Below are 25105 nucleotides of genomic sequence, written 5' to 3'. Positions count from 1 at the left end.
GAGTTTGAATTTACCTTTCCCCCTTGCCCTTTAACCTTTCCCCAGCCCACGATCCCCAATTGCGATAAACTGTCTCAAATGGGGAGAGGTAATAATGAGCAGCATCACCAACCATCGCCGCGATCGCAGGTTTGGAATTAAAATAACAAAGCTGTTTTCGGGTTGGCAGCAAGTATTTGGAGAAGCACGCACCGGGATTTTGCTCTGGTACTTGCTGATTTTGGGGATAACATTTCTCATCGCCATTCCCGCCTTTCGCTATAAGCTCTACCACCGCATTGATGAGCGAGTTCGTCAAGATATGGTAGAAGATATGGCGGCTTTTAATGCCTTAATTAAAGGTGAAACCTTTGCTACAGAAGATGTGCTGACTGAGGACGATCCAGAAGACATAGTAATTGGCCCGGAGCAATTGAAATGGTTGCTGTCCGGAAAAAAACAAATCACTCCTCCCACTTCCAAAGAAGATTTGATTAAGCTTTTCAGAGCTTATCTGTTATACCGACTACCAGAGGATGATTCTTATTTCATCACCTTTGTTGATGGTGAATTTTATAAATCTAGCCCTAGAGCGCGTCCCAAACCACTTGCCAAGGACTCACAACTTATGGAACGCTGGGCAAAACAAACTAAACCAGAACAGGGAGAAAAAGAATTTTCTGACCCCGATATTAGTAAAATCCTTTACATGGTGCAACCGATTACAATTAATGGACAAACGCGAGGTGTCTTTGTTGTTGCCCATAATACAGATGGTGAGCGAGCAGAGACACTGGAAGCAGTTTCCGTAATTATTGAAGTTTCTAGTTTAGTGTTTGTGGTGTCGTTCATTCTGGCATGGTTGGCGGCGGGACGGGTGCTAGCTCCCCTACGGACAATTACCACCACTGCCCATGCAATTAGTGAGTCAGATTTAACCCAGCGCTTACCTGCACGAGGTAAGGGAGAACTGGCAGAACTAGCAACGACATTCAACGAAATGATGGACAGACTAGAAGCAGCTTTTGCCACCCAGCGAGAATTTGTCAACGATGCTGGGCATGAACTCAGGACTCCCATTACCATAATTCGCGGACATTTGGAACTGATGGGAGATGATCCTCAAGAGCAACAGGAAACCTTGGCACTGGTGATCGGAGAATTAGACCGAATGAGTCGTCTGGTGGATGATATGATTTTGCTGGCAAAGGCAGAACGCTTAGATTTTTTGCAGTTGGCGACGGTGAATGTAGCCGAGTTAACCCAAGAGTTATTTGCCAAAGCCCAGGCACTGGCAGAGCGGGACTGGCAAATAGATGCGGTGGCAAAGGGTCAGATTATAGTCGATCGCCAGAGAATTACTGAGGCTGTAATGAATTTAGCCCAGAATGCGACTCAGCATACTGCAAAGAATGATACTATTTCCATAGGTTCTGCGATCGCTAAAGGAAAAGTGCGTTTCTGGGTACGCGATACAGGCGAAGGCATTCCCCTTATCGAGCAAAGACGGATTTTTGAACGTTTTGCTCGAACTCATAACAGTCGTCGTCGTTCCGAGGGTGCAGGATTAGGGCTGTCAATTGTCCGAGCGATCGCACAGGCGCATGATGGACAGGTATTGCTTCGGAGTCAACTAGGAAAAGGTTCGATGTTTAGTATCGTTTTACCCCTCGATCCCCCGCAGGAAATGAGTGCTTATGCCCCAATACGGTTTGGTTAAAGGTGAAAGGGGAAAGGGAAAAGGTTTTAAATATATCCTTTACCCCTTACCCCTTAACCTTTTCCCAGAATACGAGGAAAGTAAAGAGTGCTTATCTAAACTATATTGGCTTATGCCCAACATTCTCATCGCTGAAGATGAACCCCGCATTGCCTCATTTATTCAGAAAGGATTGCGATCGCAAGGTTTTACAACGACAACAGTTGCCGACGGACTGTATGTGGTGGATGTTGTACACAGTGGGGCTTTTGACTTACTAATTTTGGATTTGGGATTACCTGGAAAAGATGGATTTCAGGTATTGGAAGAACTGCGGGGACAGGGAGAAGACTTGCCTGTAATTATTCTCTCGGCTCGGAGTGACATTCACGATAAAGTTGCTGGACTAGAAGGAGGCGCGGATGATTATGTCACCAAACCTTTCCGATTTGAAGAACTTCTGGCGCGGTTAAAGTTGCGTTTGCGATCTGCTAGGCCGGTGAGAGATACCCAAGAGTTTATCCTCACAGCGGGTAATGTGGTACTAGATTTGCGGACTCGACGGGTAAAAGTAGGCGATCGCTTTGTAGAATTAACTGCTCGTGAATTTACAATGGCAGAAATGTTTTGTCGTCATCCCGGACAAGTGATTAGTCGAGAACAACTCCTAGATTTCGTTTGGGGTTACGACTATAATCCAGGTTCTAATATTGTTGATGTCTATGTTGGTTATCTTCGCAAGAAACTAGGCAACAACATCATTGAAACCGTTAGAGGGATGGGTTATCGTTTGCGAACCTAATATCAATAGCGTCAATTAGTCCTTGCTAATCAAGGGAAATTCGTAGACAGGGACAGACGCTACCCAGTTGATTTCTGCAACGAGTTAGCTCTGATTGCGCGGAACATCCCGAATCGGCATAGACCTGCGCTAAATGCTAGCCGCATCAGTAGGAGGGTAGGTACTTCTCGCAGAGATTTAATGAAACCAGATAGACCAAAACGCACCAATCCCTCTGGTCGAGTCACCCCTTGCCAGATGGAATCTAGCCAAGAAGGAAGTGTTTGCTTCGTCCAGTCTGTCGTTATCACTTCCCCCTTGACTAATCCTGTTGCTGCCAAAAGCTCGGAAAAGCCTTCAATACTGGAGAAAGCCGGATGCGACCACTGATCTAATAGTTGCCGCATTACCCGTTTCTCCCAAAAATTGAGCGGTTTTTGGCGATCGTCTCTCTGATTCCAGTCGGCTAAAACCATCACTCCACCGGGTTTTAGCACCCGTATCAACTCTTTGGCAAAAATAGCTTTATCTGGCATGTGTGGCCCAGCTTCAATCGACCAAACTACATCAAAACTAGCATCTGGGAAAGAAAGTGCCATAGCATCATCCACAAGAAACTGCACATCAAGTTCCTCTTGGGTTAACTGCTGGGCGCGTTGGACTTGTTGGGGACTAATGGTAATACCTGTGACTGCAAAACCGTAATCTCGTGCCAAGATGCGACTGCTACCACCAATTCCACAGCCAACATCTAAGACAGTGGTGCCACGGGGTAATTTATCTAAACCACCCCAACGTACCATTTCATGCACAAAGTCAGATTTAGCAGTGAGAAAATCCTTTCGTTGTGGTGGCGAACCATAATGACCTAAGTGGATATGTTCGCCCCAGTAAAATTCCAAAATCCCGTCTTCAGTCCATTCGTCATAGGAATTGGCTACAGAGTTAGATGATTGATAAGTCCTTGCAGTGATTAGATACAACGCTAGCAAAATCGTCATTAGTGCCAAGAAAACTCCCAGCGTCGAAAAAAACCAACTCATGGAAATAAAACCTTAATCTTTTCTAACAACAAGTTTATCCAATTGTTAGACTGCAAGCTGTCCAATTTTCTCACCCAAGCAGTGTTGAGTTAGCGATGTTAAAACCATTCATACAAATGGAGGGTTTTGAAACCTAAACTTTCAGTTACCCTGAAGTTAGTTGCCTAATTAATATTGATTGTTCCATAACATAGAATAGATGACTGAACAAACTTCTAGAATTTGTATCCTTGGTGGAGGCTTTGGTGGTCTCTACACAGCCCTGCGGTTAAGCCAATTACCTTGGGAACCTACGCAAAAACCCGAAATTGTTCTGGTAGATCGAAGCGATCGCTTCCTATTCTCTCCTTTACTTTACGAATTACTCACTGGCGAACTGCAAACCTGGGAAATTGCCCCACCCTTTGAAGAACTTTTACAAGGCACAGGGGTGCGTTTTTATCAAGGTGTTGTGTCTGGAATTGACATCGACCAGCAACGGGTAAATATTCAAGAAGGCCCGGAAATTCCTTACGACCGATTAGTGCTGGCGCTAGGAGGTGAGACACCACTAGATTTAGTCCCTGGTGCAGCAGCCTATGCCTACACATTCCGCACCATCTCTGATGCCTATCGTTTAGAAGAACGCCTGCGATTTTTAGAAGAATCCGATGCTGATAAAATTCGGGTAGCGATCGTTGGGGCTGGCTACAGTGGTGTAGAGTTAGCCTGTAAGTTAGCCGACAGACTAGGCGAAAGAGGACGCTTTCGGATCGTTGAAATCGCCGACCAAATTTTGCGAACTTCCCCAGAGTTTAATCGGGAAGCAGCAAAAAAAGCTTTAGATGCCCGTGGCGTATTTCTTGATTTAGAAACCAAAATCGAATCAATCGAACAAAATAGTATTTCCCTAGAGTACAAAAACCAGCTAGATACGATTCCCGTGGATTTGGTAATTTGGACTGTAGGAACTAGGGTTGCGCCCGTAGTAAAATCTCTTCCTCTCAAGCAAAATCAGCGCGGTCAAATCATCACTACATCCAATCTGCAAGTCCTCGATCGTCCAGAAATCTTTGCCTTGGGAGATTTAGCAGATTGTCATGATGCTGAAGGACAGCAAGTCCCTGCTACGGCACAAGCGGCTTTTCAACAAGCTGATTATACTGCTTGGAATATCTGGGCAACTGTGACTAATCGCCCCCTCCTTCCCTTCCACTACCAACAGTTAGGAGAAATGATGGCACTAGGAATAGACAACGCCACTCTCACTGGTTTGGGAATTAAACTAGATGGCCCCTTGGCATACGTTGCCCGTCGTGCTGCTTATTTATATAGATTGCCAACTTTAGACCATCAGCTGAAAGTTGGTTTTAATTGGCTATTCCGTCCGATTATAGAAACACTTTCTCGATAACTTCAGGTTAGTCATTGGTCATTTGTGGCTCTTCCCAGTTTCCAGTTCCGAGTAAAAAAGTGAGATTCCCAACTCAGCACGGGCTAAACCTTAGCTATCCGCTAACAGCACTCCTGACGGACGTTGGTAAAGAACCAACAAATTTACGGTTATTTGCTTTATTTCTGCCATCCTACTTAGCAGATGCTAGACTCTACCCACAGAAGCTCTTTAACAAGCCGAAATGTAACATTCAACATTCAAAATTTTCAAACTTTAATGGAACAACCGAAAGTTATTTTTTTAGATGCTGTGGGTACACTCTTCGATGTCAAAGGTAGTGTGGGCAAAGTTTATAGTCAGATAGCCCAGGAATTTGACGTTACAGTTTCAGCCGAAACATTAAATACAGCTTTCATCCAAAGCTTTAAAACAGCGCCGCCGCCGATATTTCCTGATGCAGAACTGCAAGATATTCCCCAGCGCGAGTTTGATTGGTGGCGGATAATTGCTCTGAACACTTTTGAAAGGGCAGGTGTTCTCAAGGAATTTTCTGACTTTTCGGCTTTTTTTAGCGAACTTTACATTCACTTTGGCACTGGCGAACCGTGGTTTGTCTATCCCGATGTCTTACCTGCTTTAATCAACTGGCGGCGCTTGGGAGTTAGCTTAGGGGTGCTATCCAATTTTGATTCTCGGATTTATTCAGTATTGCAAAGTTTGGGATTGAGAGAGTTTTTTACCTCCGTCACCATTTCTACACAGGTACGTGCAGCTAAACCCGACCCGCAAATTTTTGCCATTGCCTTAGATAAACATAAATGTTCCCCAGAGGCGGCATGGCATATCGGCGATAGCATTGTAGAAGACTATCATGCAGCTAAAGCAGCTGGACTCAGAGGCGTTTGGATTAACCGGGGAAAATGAGGGTTGATCGACAGTGAAAACTGTATCATCTCAACTGTAATACGCTAAAACATAAACTACTTCGTTAGCGATCGCAGCAGAGTTAATTCACCATAAACTAGATTATTTACCGTTGTACACGGGGGGCAGTAATGTATTATTAGCTCAAAAAAGGTATGCCAGCCCTCTAATTATCGTTAAATGCTGAAGCAAACTTTTCCTTCCCCTGAAGCACTCCGAGGTTCCCTTTTGGTCTGGCTGATAAGCTAAACCACATCTAGTTTGCATATCTAAAATTTATATAACTCTTGTGGGGTGGGCATCTTGCCCGCCGTAATTATGCAATTTAAATGTGGAACAGCTTATTGCCCTCATTCTTGGCACATTAGTACTGCTGGCGTTGATTGCGCGTGTTGGTGCTGGAACATTGGTGAGCTTTGTACCACCAGATGTAGTACCAGGTATCAGTCTTGACCCGCGTAATTTACCATATTACGCTGGGCGCTCAACCCTGCGAATGTTTATTGCCCTGTTTTACTCAACGCTGTTCACTTTAATTTATGGTTACATTGCTGCCAAAAGCCGCCGCGCTGAGAGAGTTCTGATTCCGCTACTCGATATCTTGCAGGAGGAGTTTGAAGCAGAATTGCAAAAGCGAATTAATTCTTCACCTCAAGAAACTTAAGTTGCACACTTTTGCAAACGCCTCAGAACTCCATTCATCCCCCACTCCCCACTCCCAATCCCAATTTCCAATGCCAAATGCTGCCCCAACACTCGTATGATCGAGATATCAGGAAAACATAACAGCCAGATTTTTACCGCAAAACATGGGCAGTATTTGGGAAATCGATTTTTACTCTCGTCCGATTTTGGACGATAATCAAAAAAAAGTTTGGGAAGTCTTAGTCTGCGAAAGCCCGTTGGATATCGGCGCAAAAGTAGACTCTTTGTTTCGCTATGCTCAATATTGTCCCAGTACCCAGGTAAATTCGGGCTGGTTGCGGACAGCATTGCAGGAGGCTATTGACCAAGCTGGAAAAGCACCAATTAAAATCCGCTTTTTCCGCCGCCAAATGAACAATATGATTACTAAAGCCTGCCAAGATATAGGCATTCCCGCCCAGGCTAGCCGCCGCACTTTGGTTCTCAACCAATGGTTAGAACAGCGGATGGAAGAAGTGTATCCTCAAGAGGCGGGGTATCAAGGGGGGACTAATCCCTCAGTCCGCTTGGAGAAACCTTTGCCGCAACGTTTACCAGATGCCTTGGAAGGACAGCAGTGGGTATTTGTTACTTTAGATGCTGCGGATTTTGCTGATATGCCAGAGTGGGAAATTGGTTTTGGTGAAGCTTTCCCTTTAGAGTTGGCGAAAGTTTCACCTGAAGCTCGTATTCCTGGTATTTTGATTTTCTCATCGAGAGCGTTGCCCTTGGCTGGGTGGATGTCTGGTTTGGAGTTGGCTTTTTTAAGATTTGACACCAGCGAGGAGGCGAGATTGGTTTTAGAAACTGGTGTAACTGAAAGTTGGATTGTGGCAAATATCAAAAAACCTCAAATTTTAGCAGAAGCTAAAGGTTTTGAAGCAGCCAAGCAAAAAGCGAATGGAGTACATTTTATCGGCGTACAGTCCGATCCCAAAGCAGAATCTTTTGCTGGTTTTTGGCTGTTGCAAGAGGTTAATCTGTGAAAATGGGCAGGGGAGCAAGGGAGTAGGGGAGAAGTTGCAGTAAGTTTTTCCCCTCTGTCCCTCTGTATCTTGTGCCCAATGACAAATAACGAATGACAAATGACTAGATCCGTTGAGACATGACAATGATTTGGGATAATTAACTGCGTCCATCAGTGTCGATCTGCGGTTTCCAATCGTAACTGTAAAGAAACACTGATGATTTTTGGATAGTTATCCGCGTTCATCACTGGAAAGTGCGTAGGCGTAGCCCGTCGTAGACATCGCACTTCTCTTGAGACAGCGTTGATATGCGGTTCAAAATCCACAATTCACTAAGGGTCATGGGTTCTGAAAATTTGTCACAAGATACACTCGCCGAACAGTTGCTGGAACTAGCTATAAAATCTGGAGCAGAAGCTGCTGAAGTGTATCAGTCGCGATCGCTTTCTCGCCCAGTGTTTTTTGAGGCAAACCGACTCAAACAGCTAGAAACTAACCAATCTGAAGGCACAGCATTACGGCTTTGGCGAAATGGGCGTCCGGGACTGACGGTGGCTTACGGTTCTGTCTTAGCCGAAGTAATGGTGGAAAAAGCTCTGGCTCTAAGTCAACTAAATCAACCGGAAACTGTAGAATTAGGTTCTAACTTTCAGCCTGACTATCCCGATTTAGGAGAAAGTTTACCGATAGAAGTTCTGGTGGACTGGGGCAAAGAAGCGATCGCACTCATCCGTGATGCCTATCCCGATGTTGTATGCAATGGTGACTGGGAATGTGATATTGAAACCACCAGACTAGTCAACACCAAAGGTTTAGATTGTCACTATACAGACACTACCCTCAGCTGCTATATATCAGCAGAATGGGTGCGTGGTGATGATTTTTTAAGTGTTGCTGATGGTCAAACCAAGCGCGGGGAACTCGACCCAGAGAGATTAGCTAACCAAATTTTACAACGGTTAATTTGGTCGAGTGAAAATATCTCACCTCCTACTGGTCGTGTGCCGATTTTGTTCACTTCTAAAGCCGCTGATATGCTTTGGGGTACTGTACAAGCCGCTTTGAATGGCAAGCGAGTTTTAGAAGCAGCTTCACCTTGGGCAGAACGTTTGGGTAAGGAAGTAGTTGCACCCAGTCTCACCCTCTATCAAGATCCCGAAGCTGGCCCTTACAGTTGCCCTTTTGATGATGAAGGCACTCCTACTAAATCTCTGGTATTTATCCAAAATGGAACTTTACAGCATTTCTATAGCGATCGCACTACCGGCTCCCAACTGGGTACTAACACCACTGGAAATGGTTTTCGCCCTGGTTTAGGTAGCTATCCCACCCCTGGTTTATTTAATTTTCTCATCCAGCCAGGTTCGGCATCGCTACCAGATTTGATTCAACAACTAGATGATGGCTTGGTTATCGATCAAATGTTGGGTGGTGGCGGCAGTATTTCGGGAGATTTTTCGATCAATGTCGATTTAGGCTACCGCGTCCAAAATGGTCAAGTAATTGGGCGTGTTAAGGATACGATGGTTGCAGGTAATGTTTACACAGCCCTGAAGCAATTGGTTACACTAGGCAACGATGTTGATTGGAATGGTTCTTGTTATACTCCGTCTCTGATAGTAGAAGGGCTATCTACTACGGGGAGAAGCAATTAAGTAATTCGTAATTCGTAATTCGTAATTCGTAATTGGGGAGAGTGCTTTTGTATAGCGATCCTAAATTATTTGTGAATAACAATATCCCCGACTTCTTAAAGAAGTCGGGGATATGAGCCTTGATATAGACTTTTAAACCATCCTCTAAGATTCCACTAAACAGCTTTTTAGGAAAGATTTGTAATCCAAAATTTAAAATCCAAAACTGGTATGAATCAGCGTTTTCGCACCTGGTGGCAGCCTAGAAGAGGTTTAGCGATCGCCGAAGCCTGTATTATCGGTCTGGTTGCTGCTCTATCTGCGGTATTCCTGAAAGTCGGATCGGGATGGTTGGGGACATGGCGAGTGCATACTACCCACCTTTTGCCAGCATGGCTGGTACTACCTGCAATTGGTCTTGTCCTGGGATTTCTGGCTGGATGGTTGGTGGATAGATTAGCACCGGAGGCTGCTGGTAGCGGTATTCCGCAAGTCAAAGCTTCTCTGGCCAATGTGCCTGTGACATTATCTTGGCGGGTAGCAGTTGTGAAGTTATTCAGTGCCATCATCGCCATCGGTTCCGGCATGACTCTGGGACGGCAAGGCCCTACTGTCCAAGTAGGGGCTGGTTTGGCAGCAGGGATGAGTCGTTGGGTTCCCACTTCCCCAGATCATCGACGGCAGATGATTGCAGCTGGTGCGGGTGCAGGTTTGGCTGCTGCTTTCAATGCCCCGATCGCAGGTGTCTTATTTATTGTTGAAGAATTACTCCAAGATTTATCAGGATTGACTCTCGGAACTGCCATTATCGCCTCTTTTATTGGTGGCGTGATATCCCGACTTTTAGGTGGTGGCTCTCTTGACCTTAACTTGCAATTAGTAAAATCTTCCAGCCAATTCTCCATCCCAGAAATTCCCTTTTTCATCCTGTTAGGTATTTTGGCAGGCTTGTTTGGTGCATTGTTTAATCGCGGTATTATATTTAGTATTAAATTTTATCGAAGATTACACATCAGCTTACCCTTGCGGGTGGCTTTAGCTGGATTTATCTCTGGTGTTGTCGTGGCTATGCTGCCCCCATCCTTCCGTGATAATACGGGATTGCGGGAGTCATTAATTACTGGAAGCTCCCCTCCTAGCGTCGCAGCGATCGCCTTTGCCGCCCAGTTCATCCTCACACTGATTGCATTTGGTTCGGGAGCGCCGGGGGGATTATTCGCTCCCAGTCTGATTTTAGGTTCTTGTTTAGGACACATCATCGGTGTATCTGAGTTATATATCACCGGAGTTGGTTCTCCTACGACTTATGCCCTAGCGGGTATGGGTGGATTTTTTAGCGCCGTTTCCAAAGTGCCAATCACAGCAATTGTGATTGTCTTTGAGATGACTACAGATTTCAACCTAGTGCTACCTTTGATGATTGTTTCTGTCGCAGCTTACCTGGTTGCGGATAAGGTAGTACCTGGTTCGCTTTATGAGAAACTTTTGGAGTTAAAAGGTATTACTCTTACCAAAGAAGTTGCGATGGAAGGAGCATTAACCAAGTTAACTGCAAAAGATGTGATGCAAGAACGAGTAGAAACTCTAGATGCAGAGATGAGCTTGGAAGAAGCAATGCAAGCTTTTGCTCGTTCCCATCATCGTGGTTTCCCTGTGGTAGAAGATAGCAAGTTAGTGGGAATTGTAACGCAATCAGATTTGTTAAAAATTCGCGAGGGTACAAACCACACACTGCGCGATCGCAATTTAGCCGATATTTTCTTAAAAGAAATTATGACATCTGTCCCGATGACAGTATCACCAATTCACACCCTCAGTAATGTACTATATTTACTCGATCGCTATCAAATCAGTCGTTTACCGGTGGTAGATAGACGAAAACTGATTGGGATTATTACCCGTGCAGATATTATTCGGGCGGAAGCAGATCATCTCAATTGTGAGAATGCGACACCGAAACTGCGACCAGAACCTTCATACATAGTTTACCAGACGCGATCGCCCAGCATTGGTAGAGGTAGATTATTAGTACCCGTAGCAAATCCCGAAACAGCAGGTGTTTTATTACAAATGGCAGCAGCTATTGCCCGCGATCGCCATTATGAAATAGATTGCGTGCAAGTGATGCTGATACCCCGCCACAGTTCCCCATCAGAAACACAGGTAAGAACGGCAAAAAGTCGCCGCTTGCTACGACAGGCAGAAGTCTTAGCAAAAAAGTGGAAAATTCCTTTACACACCCAGATTCGAGTTACCCACGATGTGGCGCAGGCAATTTTGGAGACAATCAACGAACAACACATCGACCTAATCTTAATGGGATGGAAAGGTAATACATCTACCCCTGGTCGGATTTTTGGCAACGTTGTTGACACCATCATTCGCCAAGCCACCTGCGAAGTCGTATTAGTAAAATTAGGCACTATTCAGCAATCCTTCAATCGCTGGCTAGTCCCGATGGCTGGTGGCCCCAATTCCCCACTGGCGATTAATTTGCTACCGGCTTTAATTACATTGGGAAATGATCCGAAAATTCATCTGACACAGGTGTTTAAGCCATTTGAATTCAAGCCAGATATGTCAGTTTCAGAACAAGCTATCCGCCATCTGATGCGGCGGCGAAAGTTGTCCAGTAGTGTAGTTGCTCTCCCAATCCAAGCTAATTCAGTCGCAGAAGGTGTGATTAACTTAGTTAAAACCGAAGGTTACGATGTTGTAGTTTTGGGAGCATCGCAAGAAGGATTGCTACAGCAAGCGATTCAAGGTAATATTCCCGAAGCGATCGCTTCTGGTGTTGAAAGTACAGTGATTTTGGTTAGAGGTGCGATTCAAAAATAAAAAACATAGATTTTAGTGATTTTTTTAATGATAAAATACACCAATAATTAGAGTAAAAATTATTGGTATTAAGATTGGAATAGCAACTATAAGTCCCCACTTACCAAACTTAATTTCCTCACCCTCAGATTTGAGAAACGCAATCCAACCGACAACTCCCATCAAAACCCAAAGAAATCCAAAGGCAAGAAATATAACAAATACTGAGTCGTCCATTATTTTTACCAAATTTTCTTAAATTGTAACTAATTATCACTAATTAACTTTGCTAAACTTGCACGAAACTGACTAAAATCAAAAGCTTCAATAGTTTTTTGTTGCAAGTATTCTGGTTGGTAAATTACTGGATTAGAGCAATCACCTTGCAGGATTTGAATTAGATTATCGGCAATTTCTTCAAGGTTATCAGGATCGACCAAACATCCCAACTTCCCGTCAGCCAAGGGATCTATAGAACCATCTTGATTACCCGCCAACACAGGTTTACCACAAGCTAAAGCTTCTAGAAAAACAATTCCAAATCCTTCTCCTTTACTAGGCAGAGCAAAAACATCGCAGAGATTGTAATGATCGCACAATTCTTTATCTGGAACAAATCCGGCAATTGTCACACAATCTTGTAGATTTAAGTTGGTAACTAAAGCTTTAATTCGAGGTATATCATCTCCTTTACCTGCAAGAATAAAGTGAACATTAGGTAGATGCGATCGCACTTTCACCAAAGCATGAAGTATTTGGTCATAACCCTTGTATTTTGCCATGCTTCCCAGCCGCGTCACTGTTAAAATTACAGGTTGTTCATCTGTTAAGTTATATCGCTTGAGTAAGTAGGTAGGTTTAGAATTTATTGGAAACTTACTAGCATCAAATGTATTAGGTAAAACAACTATTTTTTCTGAATCAATATTTATATCTTGAAGCAAGCGCTGGCGAGTATAATTACTAACACTAATGATTTTATCTGCTTTTTCTAAAGCAAATTTTGTTGCCTTATTTTCGATATCCCAAACTTCTAAGCCATGAGCAACAACCCAGTAAGGAACTCCAGTGAAAAATTTGAGAATATAACAAACAATCGCATAGTTAACATGAGTAGAAATAACTATAACGGGATGTTGAAGAATAGCTAAAATAATTATTTTTGTGGCAAATAAAATTGGTTGCAGTAATTTTGGTAAATCTCCAAAATAATGAAATCTTGTTGAGCTTAAAAACTGCAATTTATCTGGCTGCTTTAAACTATACTTATCATATTTAAGAAACACATCATAATCAGCTTCAGGATATATATCTTGTAAAGCTTTCAGCAAAAATTTTGAGTAAACTTGAATACCTCCCTTGAAATCAAATATATTCGGAAATATTAAGTAAAAACGAGGTTTAGCACTCATATTTTTTTGGCATTTTCAATAATTTCAGGTTTTAATTGGGTGACAACATCTTTTCGAGAATTGATAGCCGCTGCTATAAAATAAAACTCAATAGTTGTAAAAGTATAGTCTTCAGTAAAAACATCTGGAATTTGAGACACTAAAAACATAATAATTGGAACAGTAATTAAAGGATTAGCATATTTAACTTTCAATGCTATTCTCGCTAAAAAATTAGTAAATAGCAATAATCCAGGAATTCCTTGTTCTGCTGACACATTTAAAAATATATTATGTGCGTGATAACTTTTTTTCCCCCAAACTTTCACTCCTATTTGGTCTGGAAAAACTCCTATGCCTATACCAGTCAATGGTCTTTTAATAGTTTCATTAATAGCTGCCTGCCACATTTGAAACCTTGAAAAACCTGTTCCTATAAGAGTAGGAATCTTTTTTTGATTTGGATTGACTGAACTTGAATTTTCTAAAAATATATTAGTTAATGGAAATATTTTACTATCTGCTAAACCAATTCTCCGTGTAGAGACTGGTACAGTTACAATGAATAAAAACAACAAGCTGATTAGATAAATCATTTTTCTAAAACTAATAATTTTATATATCAGCAAAAGAAACATCCCAATTATAAAAATTACCCAACCATTGCCGCTGGCAGATAAGGCTAAGGGAATTATAAAAATTAATTCGCTTATATGTAATTCAATTTTAGAAATTTTATTCTGTTTTTCTAAAATCAGGCTTAAACATAATCCAATGGCGACTATGACCCCAAACTGATTAGGGTTTTGCATAATTGAACCAATTTCAGGATAAAAGCTGGGGAACTTTAATAATTTAAAAATCCAGTTATTAGGAAGTAAAAGCTCTAAAAAGCCCAAACCTGCAATTATCTGTAGTAAGTGCAATATACAACGATAATAAAATGTTAAAGATGGTGCTGTTATATTCTTAAAGGTTAATACTAGGAAAGCAAAAAATAATATATAATAGGTTGAGTATTTTAAACTATAAGTAATAGCAATATTTGGGAAATCGCTCATTAATGAGGAAAGCCACATCCACAAATACATGAGACTTATAGATATCACAATTATTTTATGTTTCTTAACAACTTCTGGTATAGATTTTAAAGATAAACTAATGATTGCAAAACTAAATGCAGGAAGTAATAAATAATGAATACCAATATTTATTCCTGGAAATTTAATTCGCCCTAAAAGTGAAGAAAATAGTATGAGGAGAAAAAATATATTAATCATAATCTTTTATGTAAAAATATTTTTTGATAGGATAAAACTTACATAACCCACTTTTGCCGATTTAAGGATGGATTTTGAGATTTTTTCAAACTATAATCCTGAACATGTAGAGAATATTACCATAATACAGTCTTCGGCAATATCATCTTTTCAAGGTATGATTAATTTGATATTTTTGCACAGCTAAATATTCTTTCTGAGGTAGAACCCAAAAAAGTTGCAATCTATTGCGAATGTACGCTATCAAATATTTTTAATTAATCATCTGCCAAATTTTGAGAATGTTCTCACCACTTCCACCACCGGCAATGGTTTGTCCATCTGGGCTAATGGCAACGGCATAAATATATCCAGAACCTGTCTCTAAAGTGCGAATTTCCTTTCCTGTGACTGGGTTCCAAAGTTTGATTGTCTTGTCACTACTGCCACTTACAAGGGTGATACCATTTGAACCTACGCTTGGCAAAAAGGCGACAGAATTAACCTTATCATTATGTCCTTTTAAGGTGTGGATTAACTTTCCTGTCCCCAGATTCCACAATTTAATTGTCTTGTCTTTACTACCACTGGCAAGGATGACGCCATCGGGAGCAAAAGCGACTGAAAGAATCGACTCTGCATTTCCCTCTAAGGTGCGGATTAACTTTCCTGTCCCCAGATTCCACAATTTAATTGTTTTATCCCAGCTACCGCTGGCAAGGGTTTTACCATCAGGACTGAAAACTACAGATGCAACACCACTGGTATGTCCCTCTAAGGTGCGGATTAACTTTCCTGTCTCCAGATTCCATAGTTTGATTTTCGTATCCTTACTAGCATTGCCACTCGCAAGGATTTTGCCATCAGGACTGAAAGCTACGGAAGTAACTCCATCGTTATTTCCCTCCAAAGTGCGGATTAACTTTCCTGTTTCCAGATTCCACAGTTTGATTGTCTTGTCCGCACTACCGCTAGCGAGTATTTTGCTATCAGGACTGAAAGCTATAGTCCAAATCCAATTGGAATGTCCTTCTAAAGTGCGGATTTCCTGTCCACCTGTCAGATTCCATAGCTTGATTGTCTTATCATCACTGGCACTGCCAAGGGTTGTACCATCAGGACTGAAAGCTACCGAATTCACGTCACTAGAATGCCCCTTGAAGGGTTTGGGTGAATAAGAATTTTCTGAGACGTTTTTTTGGGGCTGAATAGGCTGAGAAATAGGCTGAGAAATAGGCTGAGAAATAGGTTGAGGAACTTCGCTGATTATCTGGGGACGAGACTGAAAATACCAAACTCCTCCTAATCCCAAGATGAAAATGCTAGAACCTAACAGCAGTTGACTTTTCAGATTGTTATTTGATTTTGGTGAAACTAGTACCTTGTTTGCTGGAGGAGCTGCAAATGTTGGTGTCAGTATAGTTGGGGGCACTGATGAAAATGGTGGTATTTGAGGTGTTAAGTCATTGATGACTTCATCAGCCGATTGATAACGCTTTTGGATGTCTAGCTGCAACAGCTTATCCAAAACTTCACCCAACTCCATAGATATAGAAATTCCGTCTCTACCTGAACTGGTTAAATGTTGCCGCCAAGATGCAACCCAACCATAACCCTGATGTATCCACAGTTGAGATGGGCGAACTCCAGTCAGGAGATGAAAACAAGTAGCCCCCAAACTGAATAAATCACTGGCTGGGTAAGCTTTTCCCTCTTGCATCTGTTCAAGTGCAGTGTAACCGTGTGAACCAATCACAGTGCCCATTTTAGTTTGCACTGTTGCTGTCAACAGTTTGGAAGCTCCAAAATCGATTAGGATTAGTCGCCCGTCACTTTGACGGCGAATAATATTCTGTGGCTTGATATCCCGGTGAATCACTCCCCGCAGATGGATAAACTTCAGTACTGGCAGTAAATCTAGCAAAAGTTGGCGAATCTCCGTTTCGTTATAGTTTGCCCGCGTTTCCGATTCTTTGAGCAAGTTTTGCCCATCGATAAACTGCTGCACCAAAAAGAGATAGCTATTTTGCTCAAAATAAGCCAATAGAGTTGGAATTTGCGGATGTTCTGCCAGTTCTTGCAGTCGGCTCGCTTCTTGTTTAAATAGTTCAACGGCCTTAGTTAGTGGCCCAGTTCCCTGAAGTTTTGGCGCGAATTGCTTAACAACACAGCATTCATTCAGTTTGTGTACATCTTTGGCTAGATAGGTTCTACCAAATCCGCCTTCGTCTGATAAAACCTGAGTGGGACGATAGCGACCTCCTAGCAGGGGTATCAATTCCGCTCTACAACTGTGGCAATAGTTGTTTTTATCAGGATTTAAGGGTTTTTGGCAATCGGGATTCACACAACAGAGCATACTGGGAATCCATTTCAGTTGGGGTATATATTCATCTTAAGTCATGCAGTATAATCTCTGTTGTTAGTAAATATCACTGAGCCAGCATACAAATCCCCAATTTCCTTACCTCATCAGGTATTGAACAATTTAGATAAATTGCAAAAAATTGTGTTTGAGCGATGCCTTTTAACGAATTGATGGGTGTTAGGTCTGCTTGTGTATTACATCTGTCTGAGCCATTTAGTCAGGTTTACAAAAATATCTGGGCAAAATTCCGAAAAGCAGCAATTTAAGTTTGTAGCTCAGTATATACCTACGAAATTGAGATTTTCTCTAGTAGTCTAAATTGAAAATACAATTTTTCCGATTTGATTGTGACAAACATTTGGATATGTAGTATATACGAATTCATTTGATTACAGGCGATGCCTTTAGCAAGCCGCTAAGGTATATACGCTAAATTTCCCTTTTCGTTTACATAACTGCTGTGGTTAAAACAGCAACTACTATTAATTTTGTCTTTCAATAATAGACAAAATGATCGGTAAAATTAGGAGCGTAATTATGCTATTAGACAACAAAAACTATCGTCGCAAATTAAGTCATGTTTTAATTGGTTGCGTGAGTAGTAGTTTGTTAATTACAAGTAATGTGCTGCCTATAAGTGCTTTGGTGAAATCTCACAGTTCTCAAGACTTCATAATTGCTAAATCACCTGATGAGAGACAACCAGAAGCAGTCAAAAAAGGAATTGAGCAAATTCCTGCTTCTCAGGCATCAATATCTCCAAGACGGAAGATATCTATTGAGTCACCAGTACAGCAGACTCCTCGTGCATCATCTAATAGAGAAAATTCTCAGCGACGAACTTCTAGCGTTTCAGATAATAGCTCTACTCCTAGATCGTCTAGACGTAGGAATTATAACTCGAATTCTAATCGTTCCAATAGTGGTGGTGTATCTAGATCCTCTGGCACTAGAACTGCAAATTCCAACGCTAATCGTTCTAATGGTGGCTCCAGGAGAGTTCGCAAGCCAAGTTCTAATGTAGCAACTGGGAACCAAAATCTCGATAATTCAGCGATTTCTTCACCTGCAACACCAACTTACAAAGAGATTAACTTTGTAGATGTTGCATTAGGTATTTTAAGTAAGAGTGACTTTCAATCTGAAGGTAGATATTTTCATTTCTATGAGTTTGAGGGTAGAGAAAATCAATTAGTTCAAATTAGACTGATTGGCAGTAATGATACACGTAGATCGAATAACTTGAGTTTAAAACCATTGTTGTTTCTGCACGATCCCGATAACAATATCATCGTTAAAAAAGGCGCTTTGGATAAAAGCAGTGGTGGCGATGATGCATTCATTTTTGCGCGACTGCCTAAGAATGGCATTTATAAGATTGCTGTTACTAGTCAAGATCCGGGAGATACAGGTCGTTATAGTTTGGCTCTGAGGAATGATAGAGCTAGCTATACTTTAGATGAATCAGACCAACTAACTGCCAAAAGCTCAACCTTGAAACAAAATGGAGGCGCTTACAATGTTTCTAATTTTCAAGGTAAAAAAAATCAGCTGATAAGTATTCGGGTAGATAGTGTTGATGAAGAGTTTTCTCCTTATGTAGCTTTGCTAAATTCTAAAGGACAGACGATCGCAATCGATAAAGACAAAGACAAAAGTGGTGTCTACAGTGCTTTAATTGACCGAGCTAGGTTGCCTGAAGATGATACATACTATATAGTTATTACTTCCAAAAATCCACAGGAACGCGGTAAATATAGATTGACTATTTTCTGAAGGAATTACCAATTCTGGTATTGAGACTATTGCTATGAGTAGGATATATTTTTGATTTACCGTAATAGTCTTGATGCCATTAGACCTCTTGCATAAATAAAAAATAAAGAACCCCACCCCGCATTTGCTAACGCAAACGCTCCCCTCCCCGCAAGCGGCTATCCATTAGTCACATCTTTCTTTACAATCTTGAAACCTATGCTCTATAGCCGTCTTAGACACTGAATAGTTAGGCATACTTGACAAATTCGCTTTTAATATTCTCGCTAAAACTGCGTTTTTATTGAGAATAAACAACGAACCAATAAGGGTTATAAAAGCCTGAGTGAATACTCTCACGAATGTTAAGAAAGATCCGGGTAATGGATAGCCGCAAGCGGGGAGGGGTTGGGGGTGGGGTGTTAGGGACTTTTGCAAGAGGTCTATTGTACAAAGTTCATTTAAGGGTTATTGGTGTAGATAATTGGTCTTTAAAGACGCTATAAATCCTGTCTCTACATGAGGACTCTCATGGGAATTTCCCGCAGATTTCAAGGCATACATTGCACTGTAACGTTCACCTAAGTGCAGTAATTCTTGATGTGTACCTTGCTCTAAAATCTGTCCGTCTTCGATGTAGAGAATTAAATCGGCTTGTTCAATGGCTCTAAGATTATGAGAAACTATAAAGGTTGTGCATTTTTGAGTCAAGCGATCGAGTGCTTCATTGACGGCGTGTTCGTTTTCGTTGTCTAAGCCAGTGGTTGGCTCATCTAAAATTGCAATCGCAGCTTGACGAATAGCAGCACGAGCAATAGAAATTCTCTGCCTTTGTCCTCCCGAAAGTGTTGCCCCTCTCTCACCTAAAATAGTCTCGTAGCCTTCGGGTAGCGCCATGATAAAATCGTGGGCATTTGCTAAACGCGCAGCTTGTTCAATTGTTTGGTCTGAAGCCCCCAAACACCCGTAGGCAATATTGTCTCTGACGCTGGCAGCAAATAAAATGCTGTCTTGTAACACCACGCTAATTTGTTGGCGGATAGATTGCACCTTGTATTGGCGCAGGTCGTGACCATCAACTAAAATCCGCCCTTCTAAGGGGTCATAAAGTCGCAACAACAAACTTACTAAGGTGGATTTACCGCCACCAGACGGCCCCACTAAGGCGACGTGTTGACCGGGTTGCACCTCAAAGTTGATGTTGTGTAAAGTTCTCTTGGTCGGTTCGTAGGCAAAGGTGACATTTTCAAACCGCACACCTCCCAACAAAGGCGGTGCATCTATTGCTCCCCGCGAATCGCGGATTTCGGGTACTGTATCCAGCACATCCAAGATGCGCTCCCCGGAAGCGGTAGCTTTAGCGATTTGTCCGGTGTATTTGGCAAGTTGTCGCATCGGCTTAAAAGCAATCCTGAGATAGTTGACAAATACGAGCAAATCCCCAGGTGTAATTGCCTTTGCCAATACCAACTGCACACCCCGCCATAACACTAAAGCAGTGGCAATTCCTACCAGCAGTTCCACCATCCGTTCTAAACCGGCTGCGAGTTTTTGCGCCTTGGCACTTTCTTTTAAACTTTGGCGATTATGACCGGAAAAGGTAGTTTCCAGCATATTTTGCAGAGAGAGAGCTTGCACAACTTTGATTGCCCCGATGGATTCCGCCGCAGTTGCCGCCATTGCACCTTCGCGTTGACGTTGCGATCGCACTACTTGGCGGATGCGTTTTGTCAAGCGGGTGGTGAAGAAAATAAATAAGGGAAACACGGCAACGGCAATCAGCGCTAGTTCCCAATTCAGCCAGAACATGACAAAAATCATCCCGACTAAGGTGAGGGAATGGGCAATTAGGGGTAATACTGCCATCACCGTCACCTCCCGCAGTCGTTCAATATCGGAGGTAACGCGGGTAATTAAATCGCCGGTCTTGGCTTTGTGGTGAAATGATAAAGAGAGATTTTGGAGATGACTGTAAAGTTGAGAGCGAATCTCAGTTAACACATTACTAGCTGCCAGTGCCATGCCTACCACACTGAAGTAAGCAGCAGTAGCGCGAAGTAAAGCGATCGCTACTAACCCCAACGTCAAGCCTGTTAATAGGGCAAACGGGCTAAGTTCTGAAAGTAGGGGAATACCCAAAGACTCAGGCCGAAAACCAGCTACAAGGATGTAATCAAAAATAAACTTGAGCGGCCAAGGTTCCAGCAGGTGCAAGAAAATTTCAGCTATCAATGCTACAAAGGACACGATTAGCAGCGCCTTTTGTTTGCTCAACTGGGGCGAAAACCGCTGCAAAATCCTTACTATCCCAGGTAAAGCAGCCCTCAGACTTTTGGGATCTCGATGCGCCATATCATACCAACCAATTCTCCAAAACCTTACGAATTACGAATTACGAATTACGAATTATGAGTATAGCGATCGCTAATGTAGTAATTTAATTTTCTTTCGAGAGCGATCGCTATTTTCTCCAGCCACAGGGGATTTTGCCCAAAGGTGAGACGACTTAGCAACGGTTTCAAAAATCCCTGATGGCGACGATGCCCCATCCGCTTATAGCGCTTCTTAAAATACTTGTCATTCATTGTCAAATTCCACTTTTTAGAAAAGTGTTCTAAACTGGCAATTTCCCAAGCATTACTCCAACGCAACATAAAGAATGCTAGTTCTGACAATTCAAACTTTAGCCCTGGTACATAAGTAACTACCGAAGTCGGTTCACAGTAAAATGTACCTCCGGCTTCAGCCACTTTTAGAGAAAAATCGATGTGTTCTCGTGTGCTTAGAAATCCCTCATCTAACAGCCCAATTCGCTCAAAAATTTCGGTGCGAACTAACATACAGTGAAACTCGGCAAATTCGCATTGTTGACGATGAAGCTGATGCCGCACTTCAGCAACTTTCCGATTTACAAAGTAATGTTTTTCATGCACCCGTCGCTTGATTCCAGTCTCTTGTGGCTCGACAACAATATGAGCTTCACCACCTGCTAAATGTACTGTTTCCCCCAAAGGTTTGCCAATACAAGTAAGCGGACAGACTACAGTCGCGTTTGTTTCTTTAGCGCATTCGAGTAAGGAGTTGAGCCAACCTGGACTGACAATGACATCGTTGTCAATAAATACTAAATATTCGCTATTAACTTGTTGTAAACCAAAGTTACGGGCTTGGTTGGGTGAAAGATAATGTTCTGTGCGGATTAATTGGAATCCTTTTTTTGCGGCTTGTTCTTGTAGATAGCGCTGGATATGCTGAGGTGAACCGCCATCAATATAAATTAGGGAGAAAGGTAATTGAGTGTGTTTGTAAATGCTTTCTAAAGATTCGCGAGTGTAACTGAATCGCTCACGCTGCGAAACAATTATGGTTATTTCTGCTTTATTCATGGTTCAAATTCTGTTTTTACAAAATGAATTCCTCTCTTCTCTCTGTGTTCTCTGCGCCTCTGCGGTTAAATAAATAATTAACCGCAGAGACACAGAGGGCGCAGAGAGAGAAAAAAAGAGTTTTGACGTTCTCTATACGAGATATATTTCGCCTAAGAAACCTGCATCAGATATCCCTAAGACTCGTTGGTAAACATACATCCAGTTTTGATATTCTACTGATGGGGCAAGCTGTTGAGTTACTTTTGTCTTAGCTGATGCACCCAACTTTTGCCGTAGTTCTGGTTGTGTTGCCAAATATCGGATTGCAGCAATTAATTCTTCGGTACTGCCGGGGTTGATAAGTAAACCGTCTACACCATCTTCTATGATTTCTGCGATCGCATCTACACGAGTGCCAATTATTGCTCGACTCGCCAACATTGCTTCCAACAGGGTATTCGGACAACCATCATGCAGTGAAGGAATTGCAAAAATATCTAGATGTGGTAAATAAGCTAAAGCTTCCTGGCGACTAGTAATTCCAGTAATATGGAGGCGATGACCAATTTCACTTTGCTGTATTTGTTGCTGCCAATACTTTCTTTCTTTCTCAACAAAATCACCTATCAGTAAAAGTGTTAAATCTAACTCTTTACCCAAATCGGCGCAGGCATCGAGGAGAAATTCAATCCCCTTTTTATCTCTAAATCTACCCGATGAACCAATAACAATACCTGGCAGTTCTTTAACTAAAGACGGGGTGGGGAATTGCTCAAAGTCGATAGGTGCAATAGAATTCCAGAAAGCTGATGATTTTAACTTGACACTTGGAGTAATAACACTAGCTCTTTTGAGCAAGTCACGGCTGACAAATGTTACCCAATCAGAATTCTCTAAAATCCATACTATCTGAGCATAATTTTTAGGATTAAAAATATGTTTGTGCAAGTCGCTACCGCGAACACTATTAATGACTGGAACATCATTTTCTTTTGCTAAAAGCGTCGTTACATAGCCTGTTTCATTCAGAAAAAAGGCGTGAAATAAGTCAAAATTATGTTTTTGATGCAGACATTTTAGTTGAAAGTAAACATCGCAAAAAAAGTCTTGAATTTCTGTTGTCTGAGTACGAACGGCTGACTTAATGCGATGCACAAACACACCATCTTGAAGCGTTGAGATGCAACTTGCTCGTCTGCGACTTCCATCAGATACTAGCCGTTGTTTCGAGCGAAACACTGCAATATGAACTTCATAGCCTCTGTCAATTAGCATCTTTGCAATCCTATGCACCGACTCACCAACCCCGCCAACATCGGGTGGATATTCAAGCGTAGTAATACAAATTTTTGTTTTATCCATGATTGGATTTTCTGCGATTTTATCTACTATTATTTTTGGGATTTTGGATAAAAAATCAATATACCCTACTCCCTTTCTCAAACTAGGCAACTTTTTGCTTGACTGCTAAAGCTTTTAATATGTTTGCAGTTTTTTCAACTCCTCCAGAATCAAAACTAATTTTATTAGGCTGCTCTTTGAGGTAATTAATAATATTAATCGCGAGATAATCAGGTTGCAAATAATTATGATTGATAAATTTGACAACTCCTAAATTGCTTAATTTTTCGGCTCTAATTGTTTGTTCTCGATCCTGATTGCCTGTAAAGGGAAGAATCATCGCTCGTACACCTGTGGTTAAAATATTCATGGTGGTGTTATAGCCAGACATATTGATCGAAAGGTCTGCTTTTTTCATGTAATTTAGTAAGTAAGGAGTATAGCGTCGAATATAGATGTTTTTACTAAATTTTGCCATTTCTTGTAGTTTCTTAAATTTTGAATTTGGGATGAATGGCCCGGTAAAAACCTGAATATTATGTGGTAATACTTTCTCTAAAAAAGGGGCTGTATTAACTACACATTCAAGCAACTCATGACCAAATCTACCACCTCCTACACTGGCTAGAATCAGGGGTTTGTCTGATTTAATAATTTCTCGATCTTCATCAGTTAAAATAGGATTTATTGGTGGCTCTTGCACTACATATCCGGTGTAACATACTTGACATTTAAGGTCATTTACTCTTGAAAAAGTTGCTTCTAGTGGGACTAATTCTGGGTCGCTATGAACCAACAGTATATCAAAATATTTATTGATGAAATTACAAACTTTTTCTTCGTGTTTTACTTGTTTTTCCGGTTTAACAACTACAATATCTCGCAAGCTAGAAACTATTTTAGTTGACCCTTTATTTGATTTTGCCAATTCTAGTAATGGAATTAATTCAAAAGAAAAACGTCTTCTCCCAAAAGGAAATAACTCAACAATCAAAATATGAGGTTGGAATTGCTTAAAGATTTCCAAAAGTCGATTTTTTCTAATTTCTTTGGCTTCATTAAGGCTAAAAGCATCATCTACTACTTGTAGTTCAGAAAATTCTGGGTCAGTTTTAATTGCAGGCAGATTGATAACTTCCACACCAGCAGGAATTTCAAATCCTTGAATTATTTCACCACCATTAATAAAACAAACTTGGAAGTCTTTGGTTAAGCCTCGCACAATTTCGCGGCTGCGAACCAGATGCCCCATACCTAAAATATGTTGGCAGTAAAACATAATACGCTTCATAAAAATTTTACCTCTGTCATTTTGGATGGTTGGAATAAGGCAAACGAAAGATAAAATAAATACTTTTATTACTTTTTACTTAAACAATTTTGGCAATCATCGCTAATTCCGGTAATTGTACAGTTGGGTTATAGCAAAATGGAATCACGCTCTTTTTTTTTGCTAGTAAAGTAGAGATGTATTGGCTAATTTTGGGCAAACCATTGAGATTAATTTTCGGTTGAGAAATCTGCGGAGTTTGGAGTTGTTGTAACAGCGATCGCAGTAATATATCTGGAGTCAGATCGTTTGGATGAATCGCTGCTAAAACCCCCAAATTTGCCAAATGTTCTGCACGAATGCACTGTTCTCGTGATGGCTTAATTCTCGGTACTAAGCTGCTGTACCTTTAATTTGCATAAAATGGAAATTGGATAAGTATTGCATTT

The 25105-nt window shown here is 41.5% G+C and carries 19 protein-coding genes; 9 read left to right on the top strand and 10 right to left on the bottom strand.

Features of this window, described 5'->3' with window-relative positions; all coding sequences use genetic code 11:
* The first annotated feature begins 94 nt into the window (after nucleotides 1-94).
* Both ACM0OX_RS11345 and ACM0OX_RS11340 read left to right on the top strand, forming a co-directional pair.
* Complete coding sequence (locus ACM0OX_RS11345; RefSeq protein WP_414514957.1) at nucleotides 95-1699, top strand: sensor histidine kinase; 1605 nt, start codon at nucleotides 95-97, stop codon at nucleotides 1697-1699.
* A 112-nt stretch (nucleotides 1700-1811) separates the two neighbouring features.
* Nucleotides 1812-2480: a response regulator transcription factor gene (locus ACM0OX_RS11340; RefSeq protein WP_414514956.1), complete on the top strand. Its 669-nt coding sequence runs from the start codon at nucleotides 1812-1814 to the stop codon at nucleotides 2478-2480.
* Nucleotides 2481-2539: 59 nt separating this feature from the next.
* On the opposite strand, the gene ACM0OX_RS11335 is transcribed toward ACM0OX_RS11340, so the two are convergent.
* Entirely contained in the window at nucleotides 2540-3502 is a 963-nt protein-coding gene (locus ACM0OX_RS11335; RefSeq protein WP_414514955.1) for a methyltransferase domain-containing protein, read from the bottom strand.
* 199 nt (nucleotides 3503-3701) lie between these two features.
* On the opposite strand from ACM0OX_RS11335, the gene ACM0OX_RS11330 reads away from it, so the two are divergent.
* The 6 genes from ACM0OX_RS11330 (at nucleotide 3702) to ACM0OX_RS11305 (ending at nucleotide 11925) form a co-directional block, all read left to right on the top strand.
* Nucleotides 3702-4895, top strand: coding sequence for an NAD(P)/FAD-dependent oxidoreductase (locus ACM0OX_RS11330; RefSeq protein ID WP_414514954.1), 1194 nt, complete (start codon nucleotides 3702-3704; stop codon nucleotides 4893-4895).
* A 258-nt stretch (nucleotides 4896-5153) separates the two neighbouring features.
* Entirely contained in the window at nucleotides 5154-5801 is a 648-nt protein-coding gene (locus ACM0OX_RS11325) for an HAD-IA family hydrolase (RefSeq protein WP_414514953.1), read from the top strand.
* A 331-nt stretch (nucleotides 5802-6132) separates the two neighbouring features.
* Nucleotides 6133-6465 (top strand): hypothetical protein, encoded by a 333-nt coding sequence (locus ACM0OX_RS11320; protein WP_414514952.1) that lies wholly within the window; start codon nucleotides 6133-6135, stop codon nucleotides 6463-6465.
* Between the two features lie 145 nt (nucleotides 6466-6610).
* On the top strand, nucleotides 6611-7471 hold the full coding sequence (locus tag ACM0OX_RS11315) for a Tab2/Atab2 family RNA-binding protein (protein ID WP_414514951.1): 861 nt from the start codon (nucleotides 6611-6613) through the stop codon (nucleotides 7469-7471).
* Between the two features lie 323 nt (nucleotides 7472-7794).
* Nucleotides 7795-9108, top strand: a complete 1314-nt coding sequence (locus ACM0OX_RS11310) for a TldD/PmbA family protein (protein WP_414514950.1) — start codon at nucleotides 7795-7797, stop codon at nucleotides 9106-9108.
* Between the two features lie 210 nt (nucleotides 9109-9318).
* On the top strand, nucleotides 9319-11925 hold the full coding sequence (locus ACM0OX_RS11305; protein ID WP_414514949.1) for a chloride channel protein: 2607 nt from the start codon (nucleotides 9319-9321) through the stop codon (nucleotides 11923-11925).
* Between the two features lie 24 nt (nucleotides 11926-11949).
* Here the strand turns inward: ACM0OX_RS11305 and ACM0OX_RS11300 are convergent, their stop codons facing one another.
* From ACM0OX_RS11300 to ACM0OX_RS11285, 4 genes are all read right to left on the bottom strand, one after another.
* Nucleotides 11950-12141: a hypothetical protein gene (locus ACM0OX_RS11300; RefSeq protein ID WP_292730127.1), complete on the bottom strand. Its 192-nt coding sequence runs from the start codon at nucleotides 12139-12141 to the stop codon at nucleotides 11950-11952.
* A 29-nt stretch (nucleotides 12142-12170) separates the two neighbouring features.
* Entirely contained in the window at nucleotides 12171-13316 is a 1146-nt protein-coding gene (locus ACM0OX_RS11295) for a glycosyltransferase (RefSeq protein WP_414514948.1), read from the bottom strand.
* The gene (locus ACM0OX_RS11290) at nucleotides 13313-14575 is read right to left on the bottom strand and encodes an O-antigen ligase family protein (RefSeq protein WP_414514947.1); all 1263 of its coding nucleotides are present in this window, start codon (nucleotides 14573-14575) and stop codon (nucleotides 13313-13315) included. The genes ACM0OX_RS11295 and ACM0OX_RS11290 overlap by 4 nt, the downstream gene beginning before the upstream one ends.
* Before the next feature lie 253 nt (nucleotides 14576-14828).
* On the bottom strand, nucleotides 14829-16913 hold the full coding sequence (locus tag ACM0OX_RS11285) for a protein kinase domain-containing protein (RefSeq protein ID WP_414514946.1): 2085 nt from the start codon (nucleotides 16911-16913) through the stop codon (nucleotides 14829-14831).
* 546 nt (nucleotides 16914-17459) lie between these two features.
* Here ACM0OX_RS11285 and ACM0OX_RS11280 point away from each other — a divergent pair.
* A complete protein-coding gene (locus tag ACM0OX_RS11280) occupies nucleotides 17460-18698 on the top strand; it encodes a peptidase (RefSeq protein WP_414514945.1) in 1239 nt (412 codons plus the stop codon).
* A gap of 447 nt (nucleotides 18699-19145) precedes the next feature.
* Here ACM0OX_RS11280 and ACM0OX_RS11275 read toward each other — a convergent pair whose 3' ends face one another.
* From ACM0OX_RS11275 to ACM0OX_RS11255, 5 genes are all read right to left on the bottom strand, one after another.
* Complete coding sequence (locus tag ACM0OX_RS11275; RefSeq protein WP_414514944.1) at nucleotides 19146-21029, bottom strand: ABC transporter ATP-binding protein; 1884 nt, start codon at nucleotides 21027-21029, stop codon at nucleotides 19146-19148.
* Between the two features lie 47 nt (nucleotides 21030-21076).
* Nucleotides 21077-22063 (bottom strand): glycosyltransferase family 2 protein, encoded by a 987-nt coding sequence (locus tag ACM0OX_RS11270; protein WP_414514943.1) that lies wholly within the window; start codon nucleotides 22061-22063, stop codon nucleotides 21077-21079.
* A gap of 132 nt (nucleotides 22064-22195) precedes the next feature.
* On the bottom strand, nucleotides 22196-23407 hold the full coding sequence (locus ACM0OX_RS11265; RefSeq protein WP_414514942.1) for a glycosyltransferase: 1212 nt from the start codon (nucleotides 23405-23407) through the stop codon (nucleotides 22196-22198).
* An 82-nt stretch (nucleotides 23408-23489) separates the two neighbouring features.
* Nucleotides 23490-24677 carry a glycosyltransferase family protein gene (locus tag ACM0OX_RS11260; RefSeq protein ID WP_414514941.1) on the bottom strand — a complete coding sequence of 396 codons (1188 nt, stop codon included), beginning with the start codon at nucleotides 24675-24677 and terminating at the stop codon, nucleotides 23490-23492.
* A gap of 79 nt (nucleotides 24678-24756) precedes the next feature.
* Nucleotides 24757-24993: a hypothetical protein gene (locus tag ACM0OX_RS11255; RefSeq protein ID WP_414514940.1), complete on the bottom strand. Its 237-nt coding sequence runs from the start codon at nucleotides 24991-24993 to the stop codon at nucleotides 24757-24759.
* Between the last annotated feature and the right edge of the window lie 112 nt (nucleotides 24994-25105).

Source organism: Nostoc sp. PCC 9305 (assembly GCF_963920915.1).
Classification (GTDB): domain Bacteria; phylum Cyanobacteriota; class Cyanobacteriia; order Cyanobacteriales; family Nostocaceae; genus Nostoc.
The sequence above is the reverse complement of the archived record's forward strand: the minus strand, read 5'-3'. Positions and strand labels throughout refer to the sequence as shown.

What these genes read in the sequence shown, in the direction of transcription:
- ACM0OX_RS11345 (WP_414514957.1), top strand. Translation starts at nt 95, where the DNA reads ATGAGCAGCATCACCAACCATCGCCGCGATCGCAGGTTTGGAATTAAA.
- ACM0OX_RS11340 (WP_414514956.1), top strand. Translation starts at nt 1,812, where the DNA reads ATGCCCAACATTCTCATCGCTGAAGATGAACCCCGCATTGCCTCATTT.
- ACM0OX_RS11335 (WP_414514955.1), bottom strand. Translation starts at nt 3,502, where the DNA reads ATGAGTTGGTTTTTTTCGACGCTGGGAGTTTTCTTGGCACTAATGACG.
- ACM0OX_RS11330 (WP_414514954.1), top strand. Translation starts at nt 3,702, where the DNA reads ATGACTGAACAAACTTCTAGAATTTGTATCCTTGGTGGAGGCTTTGGT.
- ACM0OX_RS11325 (WP_414514953.1), top strand. Translation starts at nt 5,154, where the DNA reads ATGGAACAACCGAAAGTTATTTTTTTAGATGCTGTGGGTACACTCTTC.
- ACM0OX_RS11315 (WP_414514951.1), top strand. Translation starts at nt 6,611, where the DNA reads ATGGGCAGTATTTGGGAAATCGATTTTTACTCTCGTCCGATTTTGGAC.
- ACM0OX_RS11310 (WP_414514950.1), top strand. Translation starts at nt 7,795, where the DNA reads ATGGGTTCTGAAAATTTGTCACAAGATACACTCGCCGAACAGTTGCTG.
- ACM0OX_RS11305 (WP_414514949.1), top strand. Translation starts at nt 9,319, where the DNA reads ATGAATCAGCGTTTTCGCACCTGGTGGCAGCCTAGAAGAGGTTTAGCG.
- ACM0OX_RS11300 (WP_292730127.1), bottom strand. Translation starts at nt 12,141, where the DNA reads ATGGACGACTCAGTATTTGTTATATTTCTTGCCTTTGGATTTCTTTGG.
- ACM0OX_RS11295 (WP_414514948.1), bottom strand. Translation starts at nt 13,316, where the DNA reads ATGAGTGCTAAACCTCGTTTTTACTTAATATTTCCGAATATATTTGAT.
- ACM0OX_RS11290 (WP_414514947.1), bottom strand. Translation starts at nt 14,575, where the DNA reads ATGATTAATATATTTTTTCTCCTCATACTATTTTCTTCACTTTTAGGG.
- ACM0OX_RS11285 (WP_414514946.1), bottom strand. Translation starts at nt 16,913, where the DNA reads ATGCTCTGTTGTGTGAATCCCGATTGCCAAAAACCCTTAAATCCTGAT.
- ACM0OX_RS11280 (WP_414514945.1), top strand. Translation starts at nt 17,460, where the DNA reads ATGCTATTAGACAACAAAAACTATCGTCGCAAATTAAGTCATGTTTTA.
- ACM0OX_RS11275 (WP_414514944.1), bottom strand. Translation starts at nt 21,029, where the DNA reads ATGGCGCATCGAGATCCCAAAAGTCTGAGGGCTGCTTTACCTGGGATA.
- ACM0OX_RS11270 (WP_414514943.1), bottom strand. Translation starts at nt 22,063, where the DNA reads ATGAATAAAGCAGAAATAACCATAATTGTTTCGCAGCGTGAGCGATTC.
- ACM0OX_RS11265 (WP_414514942.1), bottom strand. Translation starts at nt 23,407, where the DNA reads ATGGATAAAACAAAAATTTGTATTACTACGCTTGAATATCCACCCGAT.
- ACM0OX_RS11260 (WP_414514941.1), bottom strand. Translation starts at nt 24,677, where the DNA reads ATGAAGCGTATTATGTTTTACTGCCAACATATTTTAGGTATGGGGCAT.